Genomic DNA, 20,277 nt, shown 5'->3' with positions numbered 1-20,277 from the left:
TTCCTAATAAATCATGAAAGTAATTACTCCATTTGTTTTATTAGTCCGCTTTTATCAATCTGCAATATCGCCTTTTACTCCGGCGAGTTGCAGATTTGAACCAACCTGTTCCACTTATATGATTCAGGCCCTGCAAACGCACGGTTTATTTTATGGAGGATACCTTGGCATGAAAAGAATCTTAAGCTGCCACCCTTGGGGAAGAACCGGTTACGATCCTGTTCCCGAGAAGAAATGTTCACACAAACATTAAATTTATATAAAGAGGAACTCTACTTTTAATATTTATTTTTACAAAATACTCAAAAACAACAATACATGACACAGCCCTTAAATATTGTTTGGAATCCTTCAGAAGGAATCGATTTAGGATTTTTTATGATTCGTTATTACAGCTTAATGTTTGTAATTGCCTTCGGCTTAGGATGGTTTTTAATGAAAAAAATCTTCGAACGCGAAAACGAATCTATTGACAAACTGGATTCTTTATTTGTCTGGACTGTACTAGCTACTTTAATAGGTGCCCGTTTAGGACATGTTTTATTCTATGATTGGGAATATTTTAGAAATCATTTACTTGAGATATTTTTACCAGTTAGATTTGAACCTAAATTTGAATTTACCGGCTTTCAGGGGCTAGCCAGCCATGGTGCAGCTATTGCCATTATCCTTGCCATGTATTATTACAGCAAAATGATCCTGAAACGCCCTTTATTATGGATCCTGGATCGTGTTGTGATTCCGGTTGCCAGTGGCGCTATTTTTGTTCGTTTAGGAAATTTTTTCAATTCTGAAATTATCGGACATGAAACTACTTCTGCTTTCGGAATTCGTTTTTTACACGACCAGTTCAGTAAAAATGAAGCTGTAAATGCTACACAAATAGCAGATCCAAAAGCTGCTTATACTGCTATTGCAACTGATCCTAAATTTGCCGATTTACTGGCTCAGGTTCCGGCAAAACACCCAACACAATTGTACGAAGCTATTTCTTATGTATTTGTTTTTGCTGTTTTGTTTTTCCTATATTGGAAAACCAACGCCAGACTGAAATCAGGATTATTATTCGGACTGTTTCTGGTTCTTTTATTTGCTGTACGTTTTATCGTCGAATTTGTAAAGGAAAGCCAAGGCGGATTTGAGAACGAATTAGGTCTTTTCTCCACTGGACAATGGTTAAGCATCCCGTTTATCATTATCGGCCTTTTCTTTGTCATAAGAGCGCAAAGAAACCCTTTAGCAGAGTCTTAAATAACAACACACACAAAATGCCCGATATTCTACATATCGGGCATTTTTTTTATAAGTGATATGAAATACCAAATTCAACATTTCGTGTATTATATCCTGCATTTTCACTATTCAGTCCTGCGTTTGAGACATGACGAATACTTGAACGAATATCAAACTGTAATTGCTGCGCTTTAACCGACAAGCCCAACGCCAAAACATCTGCGAAAGCAAAACCAGCAGACATTCTTTCGGTTTCTGTATCGGTAATCATTGGCCCAATACTTCCCAAAGCATAGACAGAAAAAACCTTACCTATTGGCTTTCTGACCAAAAAACCAAGATTTAGCACATACTCATGAACATTTTTCAGCCTTGTATATTCCTCTCTCTTTTCGAGATAATCAGGCGTCTCCGGTTTTACAAAATAAAAATTCAATAGTTGATGCCTTCCAAAATTAACTTCCGGCTGAATTAAAATTTCATACTGAAAATACTTTGTTTTCTTTACTCGGTAGTACAACTCTATTTTATAAAATTGATTGGTAAAAGTATAGTTTCTGTTATTAAATTCACTGCCAAATCCGTAATTGACACCGATAGCCAATTTATCATTTCTATGTTGTCCTAAAACATTGAACACACTAAAAAAAAACATTAAAACCAATAGTAGTTTTCTACTCATAAATACTTTTTTACTGACCTAAATATAAGACAAAAAAAAGATCCAGTTTTCACTGGATCTTTTTTTTATAACTAAAGCACTTGATTATGCATGATTGTGCTTGTCTTCGATTGTGTGTTTATCATCACTTGAAATTGTATCAACCAACACTGGTGTAGCAATAAATAATGATGAATAAGTTCCTACCACAATACCAATCAACATTGCAAAGATAAACCCTCTGATAGATTCTCCACCAAAGATAAACATCGTTAACAATACAATGATCATCATTAATGACGTATTCAACGTTCTTGATAATGTAGTGTTAATAGAAGCGTTTACGATATCTTCAAAACTTCCTTTACGGTTTCCGATGATGAACTCTCTAATTCTATCAAATACAATTACAGTATCATTCATAGAGTAACCAATTACAGTAAGGATAGCCGCAATAAAGTGTTGATCCATTTCCATGTGGAAAGGCATAAATTTATAACATAAAGAGTAGATTCCTAATACAAAGATAACGTCGTGTGCTACCGCTGCAATTGCACCTAATGAATACTGCCATTTACGGAAAGAGATCATTAAGTATAAGAAAATAACTGCCATTGCACCTAATACAGCCCAGTAAGAGTTTGTTTTAATATCTTCAGAAATAGAAGCTCCAACTTTAGATTGTTGCACAACTCCAATTTTCTTACCATCAAATGAGTTGATGAATTTTTCATAAGAAGTGTTAGGGAAATATTTCGCTAACGACTTGTATAAAATTTGATTCACTTCTTCATCAATAGCTACACCATCTTCTTTAATTTTATATTTAGTTGTGATTTTCAACTGATCATCATCACCTAAAATTTTAGCTTCAACAGGTGTACCAAAAGAAGCAGACAATTCATCTGATACTACAGTAGCATCAATTGGTTTTTCAAATTTCACCTGGAATGTTCTTCCTCCAACAAAATCAACACCTTCATCTAATCCGTTTACGAAGAAGATCGAAACTAAACTAACTACAACTACAATTGAAGAGAAGATATAAGTGAATTTCTTAATCTTAATAAAATCAAAGTGGAAGTTTGTAAACCAGTTTTTAGTAATGTTTGTAGAGAATGTTAAATCTCCTTTTCCAGCAATGTTTCTGTCAATAAAGATTCTAGCAATAAAGATTGAAGTAAACAATGAAGTTACGATACCAATCAATAATGTTAAAGCAAAACCTTTAATTGGTCCTGTACCAAAAATGAACAAGATTGCACCAGTTAAAACGTGAGTAACGTTTGCGTCGATAATAGAACGCATTGCTCCATGCCATCCGTAAGAAGCCACAACAGCTTCAGACAATGATTTACCTTCACGTAATTCTTCTTTTGCTCTTTCAAATATAATAATGTTCGCATCTACCGCTGTACCTAACGTTAATACGATACCTGCAATACCTGGTAATGTTAATACAAAACCAAAACTTGCCATAATTCCAAACAAGAAAAGTAAGTTCAATAATAAGGCAAGGTTAGCATACCAACCTGCTTTACCATAATAGAACACCATCCATAAACAAACTAATAAAAATCCTAATACAGAAGAAATTGTACCAGCATCAATTGCAGCCTGACCTAAAGATGGCCCTACAACTGTCGACTGAATAATATCTGCAGAAGCCGGTAATTTACCTGCGTTTAATACGTTAGCTAAATCTTTAGTTTCAGCTACATCAAAAGAACCAGTAATTTCAGATCTTCCTCCTGCAATCGGTCCACTTGTAACACCTGGTGCAGAGTAAACAATATTATCTAAAACAATAGCAATATATCCTTTTTGAGAGAAAGCTCTTCCTGTTAATTCTTCCCAAACTTTAGCTCCCTGACTGTTCATTTGCATAGAAACAGCTGGTTTTCCTAATTGGTCAAAAGTATCTTTTGCATCAGTTACAACACCACCGCTCATCGCAGGAACATTGTCTCTGTTTCCTTTTAAAGCATATAATTCAACAGCTTCAATATCTTTTCCTTTTGCATCTTTGATCGTAGTTGGTTTACTCCAAACAAATTTTGCATTGTGTTGATCAGCACCCAATAAAATTCTGATGTCAGCTCTTTTAAAATAATTGTTTACAGTAGCTGTATCTTTAGGAGCAAAGTATCCTAAAACTGGTCCACCACCCTGACCTAACATTTTGTCAAATAATGGGTTGTTACCTTTTTTAGTATCAACTGAATCTTTAGCGTTATCAGTCAATAAAGCATTTAATGAATCTTTAGCAACAGTTTTAGTTTCTGTTTTTTTGATTTCAGTCTTTTTTAGAGCTTCGTTAGTAGCTACTAAAAAGTTACCAATTTCTTCAATTTTAAAAGTTTCCCAAAACTCTAACTGAGCTTTTCCTCCTAATAATTTTTTGATTCTATCTACATCCTTAGCACCTGGAAGCTCTACTAAGATTCTTCCTGTTTCTCCTAATTTTTGGATGTTTGGCTGAGTTACACCAAATTTGTCGATACGCTCTCTAAGTACTTTGTAAGCACTTTCGATAGACTCATCTACTTTTTTCTTAATTACTTTTTGAACTTGTGCATCAGACATTTGAAAATCTACACCACCTTCTCCTTGTAAACTTCTGTTTGCAAAAATATCAGGTGAAGCTAATTTCGTTGTCCCTTTTGAGTTAGCCTCAAAAGCTTCGAAGAACTTATTTAAATAGGTTTTGTTTCCTTCTAAATTTGCAGTTGCATCAGCTAATGATTTATTAAATACCGGATTTTTAGAATTGTTTGCTAATCCTTTCAAAACGTCTTTAACAGAAATTTGAAGAATCACGTTGATTCCTCCTTCTAAGTCAAGACCTTTGTTAAGTTGTTTGTTTTTTACTTCGTTATAAGTAAAATCAGTAAAACCAAGGTTTAACACTTTTTCTTTTCCAATAGAATCTAAGTATTTTAATTCTTTATCAGGATTATCTCCTGCAAAAGCTTTAGCTTCACTTTTGACACTATTGGCCACAAAAGTGAACGAGAGTTGGTAAATACTTACCAATGCAAATAGAATTGCGAAAAATTTAATAAGTCCTTTATTCTGCATTATTACTAAAAATTAATTATTTTTTATTGTTTGTTTTTGTTTTAAAGTCCCATAGAATAAGCCCTGATATGATTTTTAAGAACTAAAAAATCAAGATCACGAATTACAACATTTTTTTTAACCCGAGCAAATATATAATTAACGAAAAGATTAACCAATTTATTTATTAATTAATCTCAAAAAAAAGACTGCAAAAGTGCAGCCTTTTCCTCTTTTTACGAAATTCGTTATACTAAAATCGATTTTAAAGCGTCATTCATGCTTCTCACCGCATCTGCACTTTTCGCAAATAAGGCTTTTTCATGATCATTTAACTGAATGTCTAATATTTCTTCCACTCCGTTTTTACCAATTATACAAGGCACACCTATACAGATATCATTTTGCCCATACTCTCCCTCAACAAAAACAGAGCAGGCGATCATTTTTTTCTGATCATTCAAAATACTATCTACCAGATAAGCTACAGAAGCCCCAGGTGCATACCATGCTGACGTTCCCAAAAGACCTGTAAGTGTTGCTCCACCCACCATAGTATCAGCAGCTACTTTTTGCAATACTTCTTCTGAAAGAAATTCAGTTACAGGAATTCCGTTATAAGATGCCAGACGGGTTAATGGAATCATAGTCGTATCACCATGTCCTCCAATAACCATTGCCGAGATATCGTTTGCCGGTTTATCTAAAGCTAATGAAAGATAAGTTCTGAAACGAGAACTGTCTAACGCTCCACCCATACCAATAATTCTGTTTTTTGGTACTCCTGTCGATTTCAATGCCAAATACGTCATCGTATCCATTGGGTTAGAAACCACAACTATTATAGTGTCCGGAGAATACTTCAGTACGTTTTCGGCAACTGTTTTTACAATTCCTGCATTTATACCTATTAATTCTTCACGGGTCATTCCTGGTTTTCTTGGAATTCCAGATGTAATAACTACTACATCACTTCCGGCAGTTTTAGAATAATCATTGGTCACCCCAGATACTTTGGTATTAAAACCTGTATTTGTGGCACATTGCATAATATCCAACGCTTTCCCTTCGGCAAAACCTTCTTTAATATCCAACAACACTACTTCGCTTGCAATTCCTCTATAAGAAATAACATCTGCACATGTAGCTCCAACATTTCCTGCTCCTACAATGGTAACTTTCATATTTTATACTTTATCGGTTATTAATTAATTTGTTTGTGTATTTGATAAATCGACAATTCGTTTAATCATTTAAGTAAATTTAAACAATTAAACGAATTGATGATTATAATTTATTACGCATCGATATTGGCGTAAACTGCATTTTTTTCAATAAATTCTCTACGTGGCGGTACTTCATCCCCCATCAGCATAGAGAAAACTCTGTCAGCTTCAGCCAGACTGTCAATGGTTACCTGACGTAAAGTTCTAAAGCTCGGATCCATTGTTGTTTCCCACAATTGTTCCGCATTCATCTCTCCAAGACCTTTATAACGCTGAATCGCGGCGCTTCCTCCCATTCTCTCATTGGCCTGATCACGTTGAACATCATTCCATGCGTATTCTTTTTTGTTTCCTTTTTTAACTAAGTATAAAGGTGGTGCAGCGATATAAACGTGTCCTTCTTCGATCAGTTCTTTCATGAAACGGAAGAAGAATGTTAATATTAAGGTAGAAATGTGGCTACCATCGACATCCGCATCACACATGATGATTACTTTGTGGTATCTTAGTTTTTCAAGATTTAAAGCCTTACTATCTTCTGCAGTACCAACAGTAACCCCTAAAGCGGTAAAGATGTTACGAATCTCCTCATTTTCGAATACTTTATGATGCATCGCTTTTTCAACGTTCAGAATCTTACCACGTAATGGCAAAATCGCCTGAAAGTTACGATCACGACCTTGTTTCGCAGTTCCACCTGCCGAATCTCCCTCGACTAAGTAAACCTCACATCTTGCAGGATCCTGCTCGGAACAATCTGATAATTTTCCTGGTAATCCACCGCCACCCATAACGGTTTTACGCTGTACCATTTCACGAGCTTTTTTAGCAGCGTGACGTGCCTGAGCAGCTAAAATCACTTTTTGGATAATGATTCGGGCATCATTTGGATTTTCTTCCAAATAATTTTCCAACATTTCTCCAACCGCCTGAGAAACTGGAGAAACTACTTCTCTGTTTCCTAATTTTGTTTTGGTCTGACCTTCGAATTGAGGCTCTGCAACTTTTACCGAAATAATAGCTGTTAATCCTTCACGGAAGTCATCTCCCGCAATTTCGAATTTCAATTTATCCAACATTCCGGATGCATCGGCATATTTTTTCAGGGTTCTTGTTAAACCACTTCTAAAACCTTGTAAATGCGTTCCTCCTTCGTGTGTATTAATGTTATTTACGTAAGAGAAAATATTCTCTGTATAACTTGTATTGTAAATCAAAGCAACCTCAACCGGAATTTCACCTTTTTCGTGATCCATGCTGATTACATGAGAAATAATTGGCTCACGGTTACCATCTAAATAACGAATATATTCTTTAAGACCTTCATCTGAATGAAATACTTCGCATTTAAATTCTCCTTTTTCATCTACTTCTCTTTTGTCAGTAAATGTAATTGTGATTCCTTTATTTAAGAAAGAAAGCTCACGCATACGAGCTGACAAAGTATCATAAGAGAACTCTGTAGTCTGAGTAAAGATGGTATTATCAGGATAAAATGTCTGACGTGTTCCTCTTTTATCTGTTTCTCCGATTTGTTTTACCGGATATAATGATTTTCCTCTTTCATATTCTTGTTCGTAGATTTTTCCTTCTCTAAAAACAGTAGACTTCATGTGAACGGAAAGGGCATTTACAACCGAAACCCCAACCCCGTGCAAACCTCCGGAAACTTTGTAAGAATCTTTATCAAATTTACCACCGGCACCAATTTTAGTCATTACTACCTCAAGTGCTGAAACACCTTCTTTTTTATGTAAATCAACTGGAATACCACGACCGTTATCTTCAACTGTTACTGATCCGTCTTCGTTTATTGCAACACCAATGGTATCACAATGTCCTCCCATCGCCTCATCAATAGAGTTATCAACAACCTCATAAACCAAATGATGTAGCCCTCGAACCCCCACATCTCCAATATACATCGATGGACGCATTCTTACGTGCTCCATTCCTTCTAATGCCTGAATACTATCTGCTGAATAATTGTTCTTCTTGATTTCTTCGCTCATATAATTTATTCTAAAAAATGTATTTATTGTCTAACACGCAAATATATAAAAACGCAAATTATATATCCGTTAAATTACCATTTAAAGAGGGTAAGTTATTAACACAATTGTCTTAAAAACCGAAAAATAGACCTAAAGGCAGGCTTAAATTCCAATTTTCTTAAATTACAAATTACAAAAATAAGAATGTGGTAAAAAAATGATTTTATAAAACCTAAATTACAAAAACTCTATTTTTAAAACCGTATAAAAAAAACCGAAATAACACTATAAAATGCATTTCGGTTTCTATGAATTTAAAACTCCATAAATTGGAATTTAGAATTTGGAATTTTTACATTAGATTTTCTAAGCTTTATTGTTTTTTATTAAAATCTCCTGCATAAATGGAAGTCATTTTATCTAAGCTCAAATACTTTTTCACCACAGAATTTACCTCTTCCACTTTTAATGCTTTTACTTTACTTTCAAGAGCGTCATAATCTTCCAAAGGAATTCCGTATTGCAAATAAGTATTAGTCAAAGTCATTAAAGTTCCGTCATCGCCTAATCTGGTTTTTCTTTCATTTAACCAGCTTACCAGGTTTGATTTTAATTCTTCGGCTGTAAAACCATCTTTTAACGCTTTAGCAATCTCCTCTTTTGCAGCAACCTCAACTGCACTTTTTTTCGTTGGGTTTAAAAACGCATAATAAGCCCAATACGCAACATCATTTGTAATCGGTACATTTACAAAAGATCCCGCTCCATAACTGATTCCTTCTTTTTCTCTCAATCGCATTGGTATTCTGGCACTCAAAAATCCTCCACTTCCTAAAATTTCATTTGCCATCACAAATGCAGGGTATTCAGCATCTTTCTGATTCATTTTAAAACTAATTTTTCCTACCGCAACGGCATTTTCCTTATCCGGGGTAATGTAATCTTTATCTGCTTTCTGAGTTTCGAAATAAGTAGACAATGCTCTTTCATATTTCGATTTGGAATTCCATTTTCCAAAAGTGCTCTCTAAAATCTGAGCTGTCGATTTAGCCTCTAAATCTCCTACCACAGTTCCAACTCCGTTGTTTCCTCCTAAAATGTTTTTATAGAAATCAACAATTTCTGTTTGCTTTATCTTTTTATAAGCATCAATTTGCTCCTGAACAGTTGCCGTATAAAAAATACTTTCTTTAGGATATTTTGACGTTTGTCTTGAAAGCTCTATAAATGCTACAGAACGAGGATCATTTAAACTCGATTCTAAGTACGTGTTGTATTCGCTAATCGTTTTGGTTAGCTCATTTTGCGGAAAAGTAGCATTAACCAGCAAATCTCCTAAAATGTCCATCACTTCTTTAAAACTTTCTTTATAAGTATTAACATCTACTGATAATGTTTGTCCCGAAAAATCAAAATACAAACTTGATTTTAATTGATCCAAACGATCACTGATTTGTTCTTTTGTTCTGGTACTTGTACCCGTTTTTAACAATTGAGCCAAAATAGCCCCCACATCTGATTTTCCTGACAAATCTTTTTCATTACTTACCGGAAATTTAAAACTTGCCTGAACTTTTCCTCCTTTAATTTCTTTTTTAATCAAGCCATATTTTGCACCATTACCAAGCTTTCCTTCTGCAAAATTTTGCTTTAAATTCTTGATCGAAGCTTCAAATGGAGCCGCTTCTTTTTCAAGTGCTTTTCCTTTATAATCTTTAGTAAAGGCTAACAATTGTTCGTCTGTATATTCTGCCGGCCTAACTCTTTGCTCGTCTTTTGAAGGAATAAACACTCCAACAGTTCTGTTATTGCTTCTAAAATATTTCTCGGCAACTCTTTGTATATCTTCTTTCGTTAGATTTTCAATTGCATCTCTATATAAAAACCCTAGTCTGTAATCTCCTGCTCCAACAATTTCTGTAAGATTAATAGCAAAAGAAACGGTGTTGTTTTTTATACCCTCAATTTGTTTGATGATTTTAGCCTTAGCCCTACTTACATCTTCGTCTGTATATTTGGTCGATCCTATTTTATCCAGTTCGGCTCTCACTAATTCTTTTGTTGCTACGACATCTTTATCGTTAGGAACTGCCACTCCAAAATACACAAAACTAGCATCTCTGGTAGTTGGCTGCCAATAATAAATACTGGATACTTTTTGAGTTTCAACTAACGTTTTATATAGGTAACCTGATGGATCTGCCGTTAAAATTTCACCCAAAGCATCAATAGCTGCGTAATCTTTATCTGCGTAAGCCGCAGTATGGTATAAAGCTCCAATATTTTTACTGTCACCCGCTCTTTTCAACTCAACATATTTTTCACCGTCCTGGGCCGGTTCTATAGTATAGGTTTTATCCAAAACTCTTTTAGGTTTCGGAATACCTCCAAAATACTGCCCTACGTATTGCAAAGCTTTTTTCTCATCAAATTTTCCGGCAATTATTAAAGTTGAATTATCCGGCTGATAATACTTTTCGTAGAAAACTCGTAATGTTTTTGCCTTTACACGCTCTATATCTTCCTTACTTCCAATGGTGCTTTTTCCGTAATTATGCCATAAATAAGCTGCAGAAAGCACCCTTTCCTGCAAAACACCATCAGGGTTGTTTTCTCCTATCTCGAACTCGTTTCTAACAACAGAAAACTCTTTGTCTAAATCTGTTTGTAAAATGGTGGCATTGATCATTCGGTCTGCTTCCATTTCAATACTCCATTTTAGATTTTCATCATTGGATGGAAAAACTTCATAATAATTGGTACGATCTAACCAGGTAGTCCCGTTGGCAGATCCTCCTTTTTCAGAGAGCATTTTTTTAATGTCTCCCAAATTCTTGGTGCTTTTAAAAAGCATGTGCTCTAATAAGTGAGCCATCCCTTTCTCTCCGTAACCTTCATTCCTGGACCCCACATTGTAAACGATATTCACCACCATATTACTTTGTGAAGCATCCGGAATTAAAAGAACTTTCAATCCGTTATTCAAGGAATATTCTTTTACTCCTTCAACATTTTTGATATATTTTGGCACATCGGTTTTTTGTGCATAAGCAGAACTTAACGAAGCAAATGAGCAGCATAAAATACTACTAAGCAATAAGTTTCTCATAGGTGATTTTTTAAAAGGTTAGTTTTTATTGGTAACCAAATATAATCTTTTTCCTAAACACGATGAGCGGTAATTAACTTAGTTTTTAGAAATTTAAGTCCCAAATTCCAAATATTTGGAATTCAAAATTCGGAGATCCTATTCCTTTTAAATCATAAAAAAAATCCGAAACTACATTTGAAATGTCTTTTCGGATTTTTTTTATGATTTATTTCCAAGTTTCAATTTGGATCTAAGTATAAACTGGCAAAGCATTTTATTTCTTAAACTTTTAAACTGTCACTCCTGCTTTCGAAGTTTCAACACCTGCTTTTACGTGTGCGGCATTAGCTCTTCCACTTGGATCCAGATTTTCCTGCCATCTTGGGATCCATTTTCTAACCGTTTGTGCGGCGCTAACCTGTGGATAATATTTATGAAAAATCGATCTGTAAAGGTAAGCTTCTTTGGTTGTTGGCGAATTATAAGGAAATTCTGCACTTGCTCCGGCCAGCTGCTCATCCGAAACCTGTCCGGCACAATAATCAATCAATTCATCTACCCAGCTATATCCCACCCCATCCGAGAACTGTTCTTTCTGCCTCCATAAAACTTCCTCCGGTAAATACGGATTCTCTGGTGTATCAAATGCTTTTCTTAAAATGTATTTTTCAATTCCATCGTATGTTTTTGGTTGTTTCTCTTCGGTTTTAATTCGAATTGCAGCCTCTAAAAACTCTTTGTCCAGGAACGGAATTCTCGCTTCCAATCCGTGCGCCATTGGTATCTTGTCGGCACGTAACAAATCAGCGGTAAACATTTTTTGTACTCTTTCGATTGTTTCATCCTGAAATTCCTGTGCTGATGGTGCATTTCTAAAATATAAATGACCTCCAAAAACTTCATCCGCGCCTTCACCCGAAAGAATTACTTTAATTCCTTTATCGGCAATCGCCTTTGACAACAAATACATTGGCACTCCGGATCTCACCGAAATAATATCATAGGTTTCAATATGGTAGATTACTTTTTCCAAAATCTCAACCCCCTCTTCTACTGTAAAATGTATTTCATGGTGTTCTGTCCCTAAAAATGCTGCTGCTGTTCTAGCTGCTTTGTTATCTGGTGCGTCAGCATCCAACCCAATCGAAAATGAATGCAATTTTTCACTGTTTTCTTTCAATAAACGGGCAGCAATTGCAGACGTTAATGAAGAATCTAATCCGCCGGAAAGTAATACTCCAACAGGAACTTCGCTCATTAAACGTTTACGGGTTGCTTCAATTAAAGTCTCCCGAATTAAATCTAAATCTAATTTTTGACTGGCATTAGAATGGTCTTCATATTCCGGATTGTAATATTTTACAAAACCGGTTTTACCTGTATAATAATGTCCAGGAGGAAAAGTTGAAAAGGATTTACATTGATCTGAAATTGACTTCATTTCTGATGAAAAATAGATTCTTCCTCTCTCATCCAATCCATAATACAAAGGTTTTACACCAACTGCATCTCTTGCTGCAATATAATTATCACCATCAATGATCACAAAAGCAAAGTCGCCATCCAGCATATTACAAAATTTGTGTCCAAATTCTTCGTACAAATGAACGATGACTTCTGAATCAGATTTTGTTCTAAAGATATGCTCTTTTAAAACCGTGTCTTTTAGTTCCTGATAGTTATAGATTTCTCCATCATGAACCATCCAGGCTTTGTTAGTTCCCTGAATAGGTTGCTTTCCAGATTTTAAATCAATAATTGACAAACTTTCATGGCACATAATACTGCCATTTTCCATAATATGTAAATCACTTTCATCAGGACCACGATGTGACATTCTTGCAGAAAGCTCTTTTACGAGTTGCGGGTCTTTTCCTTTACCTATAACAGCTAATAATCCAGACATACTGTTCTATATTTTTTTATTATTCTCTCTTTATTGCCGATATTAAATCGGTTAATTAAATATCTTATGTTTTTCTAATGTTCGGCTAAGCTAAATATTATTTCTGAATTTTATGTACTTATTAAGCTACAATATTTAGTTCTTTTAATTTTATTTCAGTGAATACCAAATATAAAAAAGAAAGTCAAACTATTTCCAAAAAAAAACTTTTAACTAATTGAAACAATACCTTTTAACAATATAAGACAAGAAAAACGTCCTCAGTACTGAGAACGTCTTTCGGAAATATATATACTAATTCTAAAAATACTTGTTTATGCTTTAGCGTAAGCATCATCGTGCACACTTGCCACAGCTCTTCCTGATGGATCATTCATGTTCTTAAAAGCTTCATCCCATTCTAAAGCTATTTTTGTACTGCAAGCCACACTGGCTTCCTGTGGCACACATAATGCAGCCGCATCACTTGGAAAATGTTCTGCAAAAATCGAACGATAATAATACTCTTCCTTAGAAGTTGGCGTTTGCAATGGGAATTTATACTTTGCATTTGCCAATTGTTCATCCGAAACTTCTTTAGCTACCACTTCTTTCAAGGTATCAATCCAACTGTATCCAACACCATCCGAAAATTGCTCTTTTTGTCTCCAGGCAACACTTTCAGGCAACATGTCTTCAAATGCTTTACGAACCACCCATTTTTCCATTGAATGTTCTTTGTTTATCATTTTATCTTGCGGATTGATTCGCATTGCCACATCCATAAATTCTTTATCCAGAAACGGAACACGCCCTTCAATTCCCCACGCTGCCAAACTTTTGTTGGCACGCAAACAATCGTACATGTGTAGTTTCCCTAATTTACGAACGTTTTCTTCGTGAAATTCTCTTGCATTTGGTGCTTTATGAAAATATAAATACCCTCCAAACAACTCATCTGCTCCCTCACCTGACAATACCATTTTAATCCCCATTGATTTGATGACTCTCGCCATCAACCACATTGGAGTCGATGCTCTAACGGTCGTTACATCATAGGTTTCTAAGTTGTAAATTACATCACGAACGGCATCTAATCCTTCCTGGATAGTAAATTTAATTTCGTGGTGAATGGTTCCTATATGTTTTGCCACCACCTGTGCAGCCGCTAAATCAGGGGAACCTTCCAATCCTACTGAAAAAGAGTGCAACTGCGGATACCAGGCATCTGTAGTATCATCTGACTCAATACGTTTTTGTGCAAACTTTTTGGCTACTGCCGACGTGATCGAAGAATCTAAACCTCCGGAAAGTAAAACGCCATAAGGAACATCACTCATTAATTGTCTGTGAACTGCTGCTTCAAGTGCTTTTTTAATTTCAGGAATACTTGTTTCATTATCTTTTACCGCCTCATAATCTGTCCAATCTCTTTTGTACCACTGCACAAATTCACCGTCTTTACTTGTCATATAATGTCCAGGAGGAAACAATTGGATTTTTGTACAATATCCTTCTAAAGCTTTTAATTCAGAAGCAACATAAAAAGTTCCATGCTGGTCCCAACCAATATATAATGGAATAATTCCCATGTGGTCACGAGCAATGAAGTACTCGTCTTTGTCAACATCATAGATTGCAAATCCAAAAATTCCGTTCATTTCATCTACAAAATGAGGTCCTTTTTCTTTGTAAAGTGCTAAGATTACTTCGCAATCACTTTCTGTCTGAAAGTTGTATTTTCCCAGAAATTGTTTGCGTAATTCTCTGTGGTTGTAAATTTCACCATTTGCAGCCAGAACCAATTTTTTATCTTCGGTAAATAAAGGTTGTTTTCCAGAAGCCGGATCTACAATTGCCAGACGCTCGTGCGATAAAATTGCTTTATCATTGCTATAAATTCCGCTCCAGTCCGGTCCACGGTGACGGATAATTTTAGACATTTCTAATACTTGAGGTCTTAAAGTTTCGGCTTTTTGCTTTAGATCAAAGGCACATACGATTCCACACATAACGTTATATTTTTATTTTTAAATTTTATTTTGATAAGGCAAAGATGCAATATCAGTTACAATTGAAAAACACATATAACAATTTCAATTACAATTTAAAACCAAAAATATGTTTTTACATACAAAATATAAAATTTCAGTATTAAAAAAAGCTTCAAACTTAAAAATTTCAATTTCACGCTTAATAAAAGTAAAAAACGCAAATTCAAAGAACGATCATTAAGTTAAATTGCACAATATCTCAGAATCATTGACAGATTCTCAAATAGAAGGATGAAAGCTGTTCTGGAATTATTGTTTTAATCAAAACTAAAGTTTAATGAGAGGTAATCTAAAGATTTACAAACTTTATATTGCTCGTTCCTACGGAACTTATGACTCGTGTTTATACTTTTTCAACAGATTGAAATCCGTTGAAAAAAATAATCAACAAAACAAAGTTCCGAAGGAACGACACATTTAGATTTAAAAAAGTTTAAAAAGAAATATTAAGGTAAGGCTCTGAAAAAATAAACTATTCCTCCTAGTATCAACATCACTACGTAAAGCCAATTTTTGAAAGACTGAAAATTAATTTGAAATTTATACTGATCATTTTTTTCAGTAACATCCTTTAACCAAAGTTTGTGTAGTTTATAAAAAGCAAAAGCAGCCCCAAACAAAGAGAAGCTGCATATTAAATACAGATAATCCATCTAACTAATTTCCTGAATTAAATATTTGGTCCCGTTAATTTCAAAAGTAAATCCCACTTTATTCCCCATTAAATGCGCACCTAAAGGTGATTGTGGAGAAAGCGCAATAACATTTACACCGTCAACATTGATTTTAGGAAGTGCTACGCTTACATATAAATAAATTCCGTTGGCTTTCACCAAACTTCCCGAAATGATATTTTCAGTAGTTTTTAAGGCATCAATTTTATCTAAAATCGCTTTTTGGGCAATCGCTTCTTTTAGTTTATTGGTGAGTTTTTCCTGTTCGATATGCATCATAGACAAAGCAGTTTCATGTTTGTCTCCGGCAGAACCTTTGGCATCGTTTTTAGAATCTTCGGTCAAAGCCGAAATCATATCTCTAAAAACATCTATTCGATCCTGAACCATTTGCAGGTAATGCGAGTGTATTTTTTGTTTAAAAGTCATTTTTTTTTTAGGTACTGAGGTGTAAAGATACAGAGGAGCAGAGATTTTAAATAAAAAAGTCTTCTTTTTATATTTTAACCTATTATTTCATCGGGAATCCATCCTTCCTCATTATTCATGATTTTTCTCACTCATGTCCAACCGTTTAAGCTTTTAATTTTTAGAATTTCATCATCCTTATCGACATTCAATTCTCTAGCAGTGTAATATTCTAAAACTTTTGCCTTTTTTTTATCCGAAGAAATTTCAAGTATCTGAACCGGGACCCAGCCTTTATTGCTCTCATTTTCGGCCCAAATCCATCCTTTCCACTTTTCTTCTGTCTCCTCTTCTCCTAATTTTACAGTCTCGCCTATATAGAGAGTAATAGGATTTTCATATTGTATCTTATATGCTTCAAGAATTTTAAATACTTCCATCATTTTTGTCTTTTTTTGAAATGAGCTACCTAATTCTTTCGTTGTCAAAATTCTCTTTTGTTATGAAACCATAAAGATCCTAAAAATAGTTGAAAGAAAAGACTCCTAATTATTACTCAAAAAAAGCAACCGGATAAATGACTTTTCCACTTACTCCTGATAATCCATTTTCGGTTAAAGCAATCACCATACAATTCTCTGCAGGAACCTCAAAAGGCATCTCGATATTGTATCTTTCACAAAGTTCATAACCAAATCTCGGATAATAGTCCTGATGTCCTAATAATATAACCGATTTGTAACCCAACTCTTTCGCTACTTTATGACTGTGCAATATAAGTTTTGAACCAATTCCTTTTCCCTGAAATTCAGGTAGCACAGAAACCGGTGCCAATGCCAAAGATTCAAAAGTTTCCGTATCGTTTTTGATTTCTAACTTTGTCAATAAAATATGCCCAACAATTTCATTCTCTACTTCGGCAACAATAGATAGTTCAGGAATAAAAGCGTCTGATTTTCTTAATCTTTCAACCAAAAATTGTTCTTTGTGGTCACTATATTCTTCCTTTTCAAAAGCCTTCTCAATTAAATTAAAAACACTTTTTTGGTCCTTTTCATTTTCTTGTCGCAGTTTAATTTCCATTTTTTTGAGGTACTACTGTTATTAGTTACAAAGATGCAAAGGTTTTATACAGTCTCAAAAAAAGTGAGCCACGAATTCACTAATAATCCTAATTACTTTGTGAATTCGCGGCTCAAAAACTTTATAGCTTTGTGTAAGCCTCTTTTAAAAATCGAATTTGTAGTTTGCTCCAACGACTACCTGAAATCCTTGTACCGGATAATTCAGCCATTTTTCGTAAGCTTGATTTCCAATATTATTAAGCTTTAAAAAACAAGTCAAACGTTCGTTGTATTTATAACCTAAATGTGCATTGGCGTCAAAATAACTTTTTAGCGTTGTAATCACCGGATCTGTTCCTAAATTTAGATTCGATTGCATGTCTTTACGCTCTCCAACAAAGAAAACATTCAGTCCCGCATACCATTGTTTCGTAATATTTACGTCCAGATTTGAACTCAGTTTCATAGAAGGTAAATTCCATGCTTCTATACCGTCGAATTTATAGCTGTTAAAAGTACCGTTGATTCCAAAAGAAACGTTTTGAGAAAAATCAGCTTTTAATTCTCCATAAAAACGGAATGTTCTCACATCGTCATAAATCACTCCAAATGAGTTTCCAAAAGCATAATTCTGATTGGAAAAATCTTCTGTATAATCGTTGCCTTTGTACAATGCTTTATCTTTTTCATTTAGATAAGAACCTGTAAGATTATAACTCACATTGTTGGCCAATTTCCCTTTTAAACCTGCAAAAACAGTATACTGATTATTGGTAGGTTTCATATTAAGTGTTGGGGATAAAAACGGATTCCCGGTCACAAAATCAGTATAAGAATTTTGATTCAAGCCTCCGTTTACTCCTGTGTAGAAAATCATCAAATCTCCAACCAATTTATAGGAAGCATTCACTTTTGGATAAATATAGAACTTGTTTCCGCTGTTTTCAGAATCCAAACCATAAAACAATCCGGCTCCTAGTTCAAGTGTCCAGTCATTTTCTAAAATCACAAAGCTTGGTTCAATTCCAAAATTCGTAAGGCTGTACTTTAAAGGGTTTGTATTATCGTGAGCATAATTATGTTCGAAAGATCCGCTAACATGATCTACAATAATATTGGTATTTATGGATTGATCCATTACTTCTACCTTGAAAGAGGGTTTCACATAGAACCGATTTTCTGACGATGAAAAACTATCAGAAAAATGTGTAAACTTTGTCGAGATCTTACTGAAAATCCCTTCTGTAAAAGCTACATTACCACCCAAAGAAATGGTATTATAAGAATGATTAGGATTAATCCCCCGGATTAAATCATCGCGGGTTTGTCCTGCCAAAGTAGCACCGAAAGCAGTCGGTAAACCATACCAGTTGTACAATTGATTCTGATAGCCCAAATCAACATTCCAGGACATATCACGATTGTTTACGCCATACCCTACATTTAGCGCCGTATCGTAAAACTCATCATTTAAATCTACACCTTTAATTCCGCCCTGAGAAGAGTGATGACGAAACATTCCGGCTACATAATCATTGTTCCCTAAATCCTGATTTACAAATAATTCAGCATTTAAAGTACCATAATTCCCTACTCCTAAAGTGGCATAATTGTTAAATAATTTTTCTTTTTTAGATTTCTCAACACCTTCGGCCTTTCCTTTTGATGGAGTAAATGTAGAAGCCACCGGAACAGATAAAATACTATATTTTATAGTTTCTTTTGGCTGATTTCCAGTATCGTCAAGCGAAGGTGTTTCTTTTACTTTAAAAGCATCTGAAATCGTTGGCGAATACGGTTTTACTACGTTTACTGTTTCTGTTCCGATTGTTTCATTTTTCTTTTGCGAAAACGAAAGCTGCACAACAAACAATACTAGTAAAATGATGATTTTATTCTGGCAATTAATTTTCATATTTATTTCTTTTCGTGAAATGTTAGTTGTAAAATGTAAGATGCATTTCAGTTCACATTTCACAATTAACATTTTACATTATTAACTTTTCTATTTGTTATACTTCCCATTCTCCTTTTGCAACAAACTGTGCCTTTCCACCTATTTTGATCTCAAACTGATTTTCAGTTAATTTTCCATTAAAATAGATTTGAGACGGACGATTGATATAATCCCCCTGATAATTAATCATTTCAATTTGCGGCAAATGATACTTTAAAAGAAAAGCTTGCAAACATGTACTTGCACTCCCTGTTGCTGCGTCTTCAACCAATTGATTGTGTTCTACACAAAACATTCTGCTAAACAATTTGGAGTCTTCTAAATAATAAAAATAAAGACCTCTATGACTTGTTTTGCAGTTCCTTTTCATCCATTGATCTGCTTTATCTTTATCTAAAACTAAATTTTCCAATGCTTTCTTGTTACTTAGTCCAACCATCACAAACGCACTTCCGGTTGTCACTTCCTGAATTGGAAATTGATTTTCGAAATCTTCCTTTTTCAGATTGCTGAATAATGTAAAATCTTCTTTCGAAAAAATATCCCAAAATTTAGGCTGTGCCGCTTTTAACCAAATTAAATCTTCAGACTGTTGAATTGAAATTTCTCCAATAGGAACATTTAAAGTGATCTTTTCAGGAGAATTCTCAAATATTTTATTGATCAAAACCCATGAAGTTCCAATTATAGGATGTCCTGCAAACTCCATTTCATGAGCTGGAGTAAAAATTCTAATTTCGGCCTTATTTTTTTCCCGGTCCAGTTTCGTAATGAATGTGCTTTCAGCGAAGTTTATCTCGCGCGCCATTTGCTGCATTTCTTCAGAACTTAAATTTTCAGCGTCTAAAAAAACGGCCAACTGATTCCCGGCATATTTTTTATCGGCAAAAACATCAACTATATAAAAAGGTAAACTCATAACTTGTTAAATGTGATTTGTAAAATGTGAAATATGCTTCTGCTATATTTC

14 protein-coding genes are annotated in these 20,277 nt (G+C 34.5%); 2 read left to right on the top strand and 12 right to left on the bottom strand.

Annotated features, from left to right (window positions below; translation table 11 throughout):
- Window positions 1-13: 13 nt before the first annotated feature.
- A complete protein-coding gene (gene yidD, locus AC3IS6_RS12360) occupies window positions 14-253 on the top strand; it encodes a membrane protein insertion efficiency factor YidD (RefSeq protein ID WP_070906973.1) in 240 nt (79 codons plus the stop codon).
- Between the two features lie 65 nt (window positions 254-318).
- Window positions 319-1,251, top strand: a complete 933-nt coding sequence (gene lgt / locus AC3IS6_RS12355) for a prolipoprotein diacylglyceryl transferase (RefSeq protein WP_489159721.1) — start codon at window positions 319-321, stop codon at window positions 1,249-1,251.
- Between the two features lie 49 nt (window positions 1,252-1,300).
- On the opposite strand, the gene AC3IS6_RS12350 is transcribed toward lgt, so the two are convergent.
- From AC3IS6_RS12350 to AC3IS6_RS12295, 12 genes are all read right to left on the bottom strand, one after another.
- Complete coding sequence (locus AC3IS6_RS12350) at window positions 1,301-1,915, bottom strand: acyloxyacyl hydrolase (protein ID WP_489159719.1); 615 nt, start codon at window positions 1,913-1,915, stop codon at window positions 1,301-1,303.
- Window positions 1,916-1,999: 84 nt separating this feature from the next.
- Window positions 2,000-4,975: a protein translocase subunit SecDF gene (gene secDF / locus AC3IS6_RS12345; protein ID WP_489159718.1), complete on the bottom strand. Its 2,976-nt coding sequence runs from the start codon at window positions 4,973-4,975 to the stop codon at window positions 2,000-2,002.
- 227 nt (window positions 4,976-5,202) lie between these two features.
- The gene (gene mdh, locus AC3IS6_RS12340; RefSeq protein ID WP_017495355.1) at window positions 5,203-6,138 is read right to left on the bottom strand and encodes a malate dehydrogenase; all 936 of its coding nucleotides are present in this window, start codon (window positions 6,136-6,138) and stop codon (window positions 5,203-5,205) included.
- A 113-nt stretch (window positions 6,139-6,251) separates the two neighbouring features.
- On the bottom strand, window positions 6,252-8,192 hold the full coding sequence (gene gyrB / locus AC3IS6_RS12335; protein ID WP_489159717.1) for a DNA topoisomerase (ATP-hydrolyzing) subunit B: 1,941 nt from the start codon (window positions 8,190-8,192) through the stop codon (window positions 6,252-6,254).
- A 355-nt stretch (window positions 8,193-8,547) separates the two neighbouring features.
- Window positions 8,548-11,283, bottom strand: a complete 2,736-nt coding sequence (locus AC3IS6_RS12330) for a M16 family metallopeptidase (protein ID WP_489159716.1) — start codon at window positions 11,281-11,283, stop codon at window positions 8,548-8,550.
- A gap of 271 nt (window positions 11,284-11,554) precedes the next feature.
- On the bottom strand, window positions 11,555-13,171 hold the full coding sequence (gene asnB, locus AC3IS6_RS12325) for an asparagine synthase B (protein ID WP_489159714.1): 1,617 nt from the start codon (window positions 13,169-13,171) through the stop codon (window positions 11,555-11,557).
- Between the two features lie 314 nt (window positions 13,172-13,485).
- Complete coding sequence (gene asnB, locus AC3IS6_RS12320; RefSeq protein WP_489159712.1) at window positions 13,486-15,162, bottom strand: asparagine synthase B; 1,677 nt, start codon at window positions 15,160-15,162, stop codon at window positions 13,486-13,488.
- A 695-nt stretch (window positions 15,163-15,857) separates the two neighbouring features.
- Window positions 15,858-16,307, bottom strand: a complete 450-nt coding sequence (locus AC3IS6_RS12315) for a hypothetical protein (RefSeq protein ID WP_489159710.1) — start codon at window positions 16,305-16,307, stop codon at window positions 15,858-15,860.
- 131 nt (window positions 16,308-16,438) lie between these two features.
- A complete protein-coding gene (locus AC3IS6_RS12310; protein WP_489159708.1) occupies window positions 16,439-16,729 on the bottom strand; it encodes an SH3 domain-containing protein in 291 nt (96 codons plus the stop codon).
- Window positions 16,730-16,838: 109 nt separating this feature from the next.
- Window positions 16,839-17,369, bottom strand: a complete 531-nt coding sequence (locus AC3IS6_RS12305; RefSeq protein ID WP_489159706.1) for a GNAT family N-acetyltransferase — start codon at window positions 17,367-17,369, stop codon at window positions 16,839-16,841.
- Between the two features lie 144 nt (window positions 17,370-17,513).
- Window positions 17,514-19,265 (bottom strand): TonB-dependent receptor, encoded by a 1,752-nt coding sequence (locus tag AC3IS6_RS12300; RefSeq protein ID WP_489159705.1) that lies wholly within the window; start codon window positions 19,263-19,265, stop codon window positions 17,514-17,516.
- A 97-nt stretch (window positions 19,266-19,362) separates the two neighbouring features.
- A complete protein-coding gene (locus AC3IS6_RS12295) occupies window positions 19,363-20,226 on the bottom strand; it encodes a PhzF family phenazine biosynthesis protein (protein WP_489159703.1) in 864 nt (287 codons plus the stop codon).
- Between the last annotated feature and the right edge of the window lie 51 nt (window positions 20,227-20,277).

The sequence above is a fragment of the Flavobacterium sp. KH_035 genome (assembly GCF_057839565.1).
Note: the sequence above shows the minus strand (reverse complement) of the source record. Positions and strands in the feature narration are given on the sequence as shown.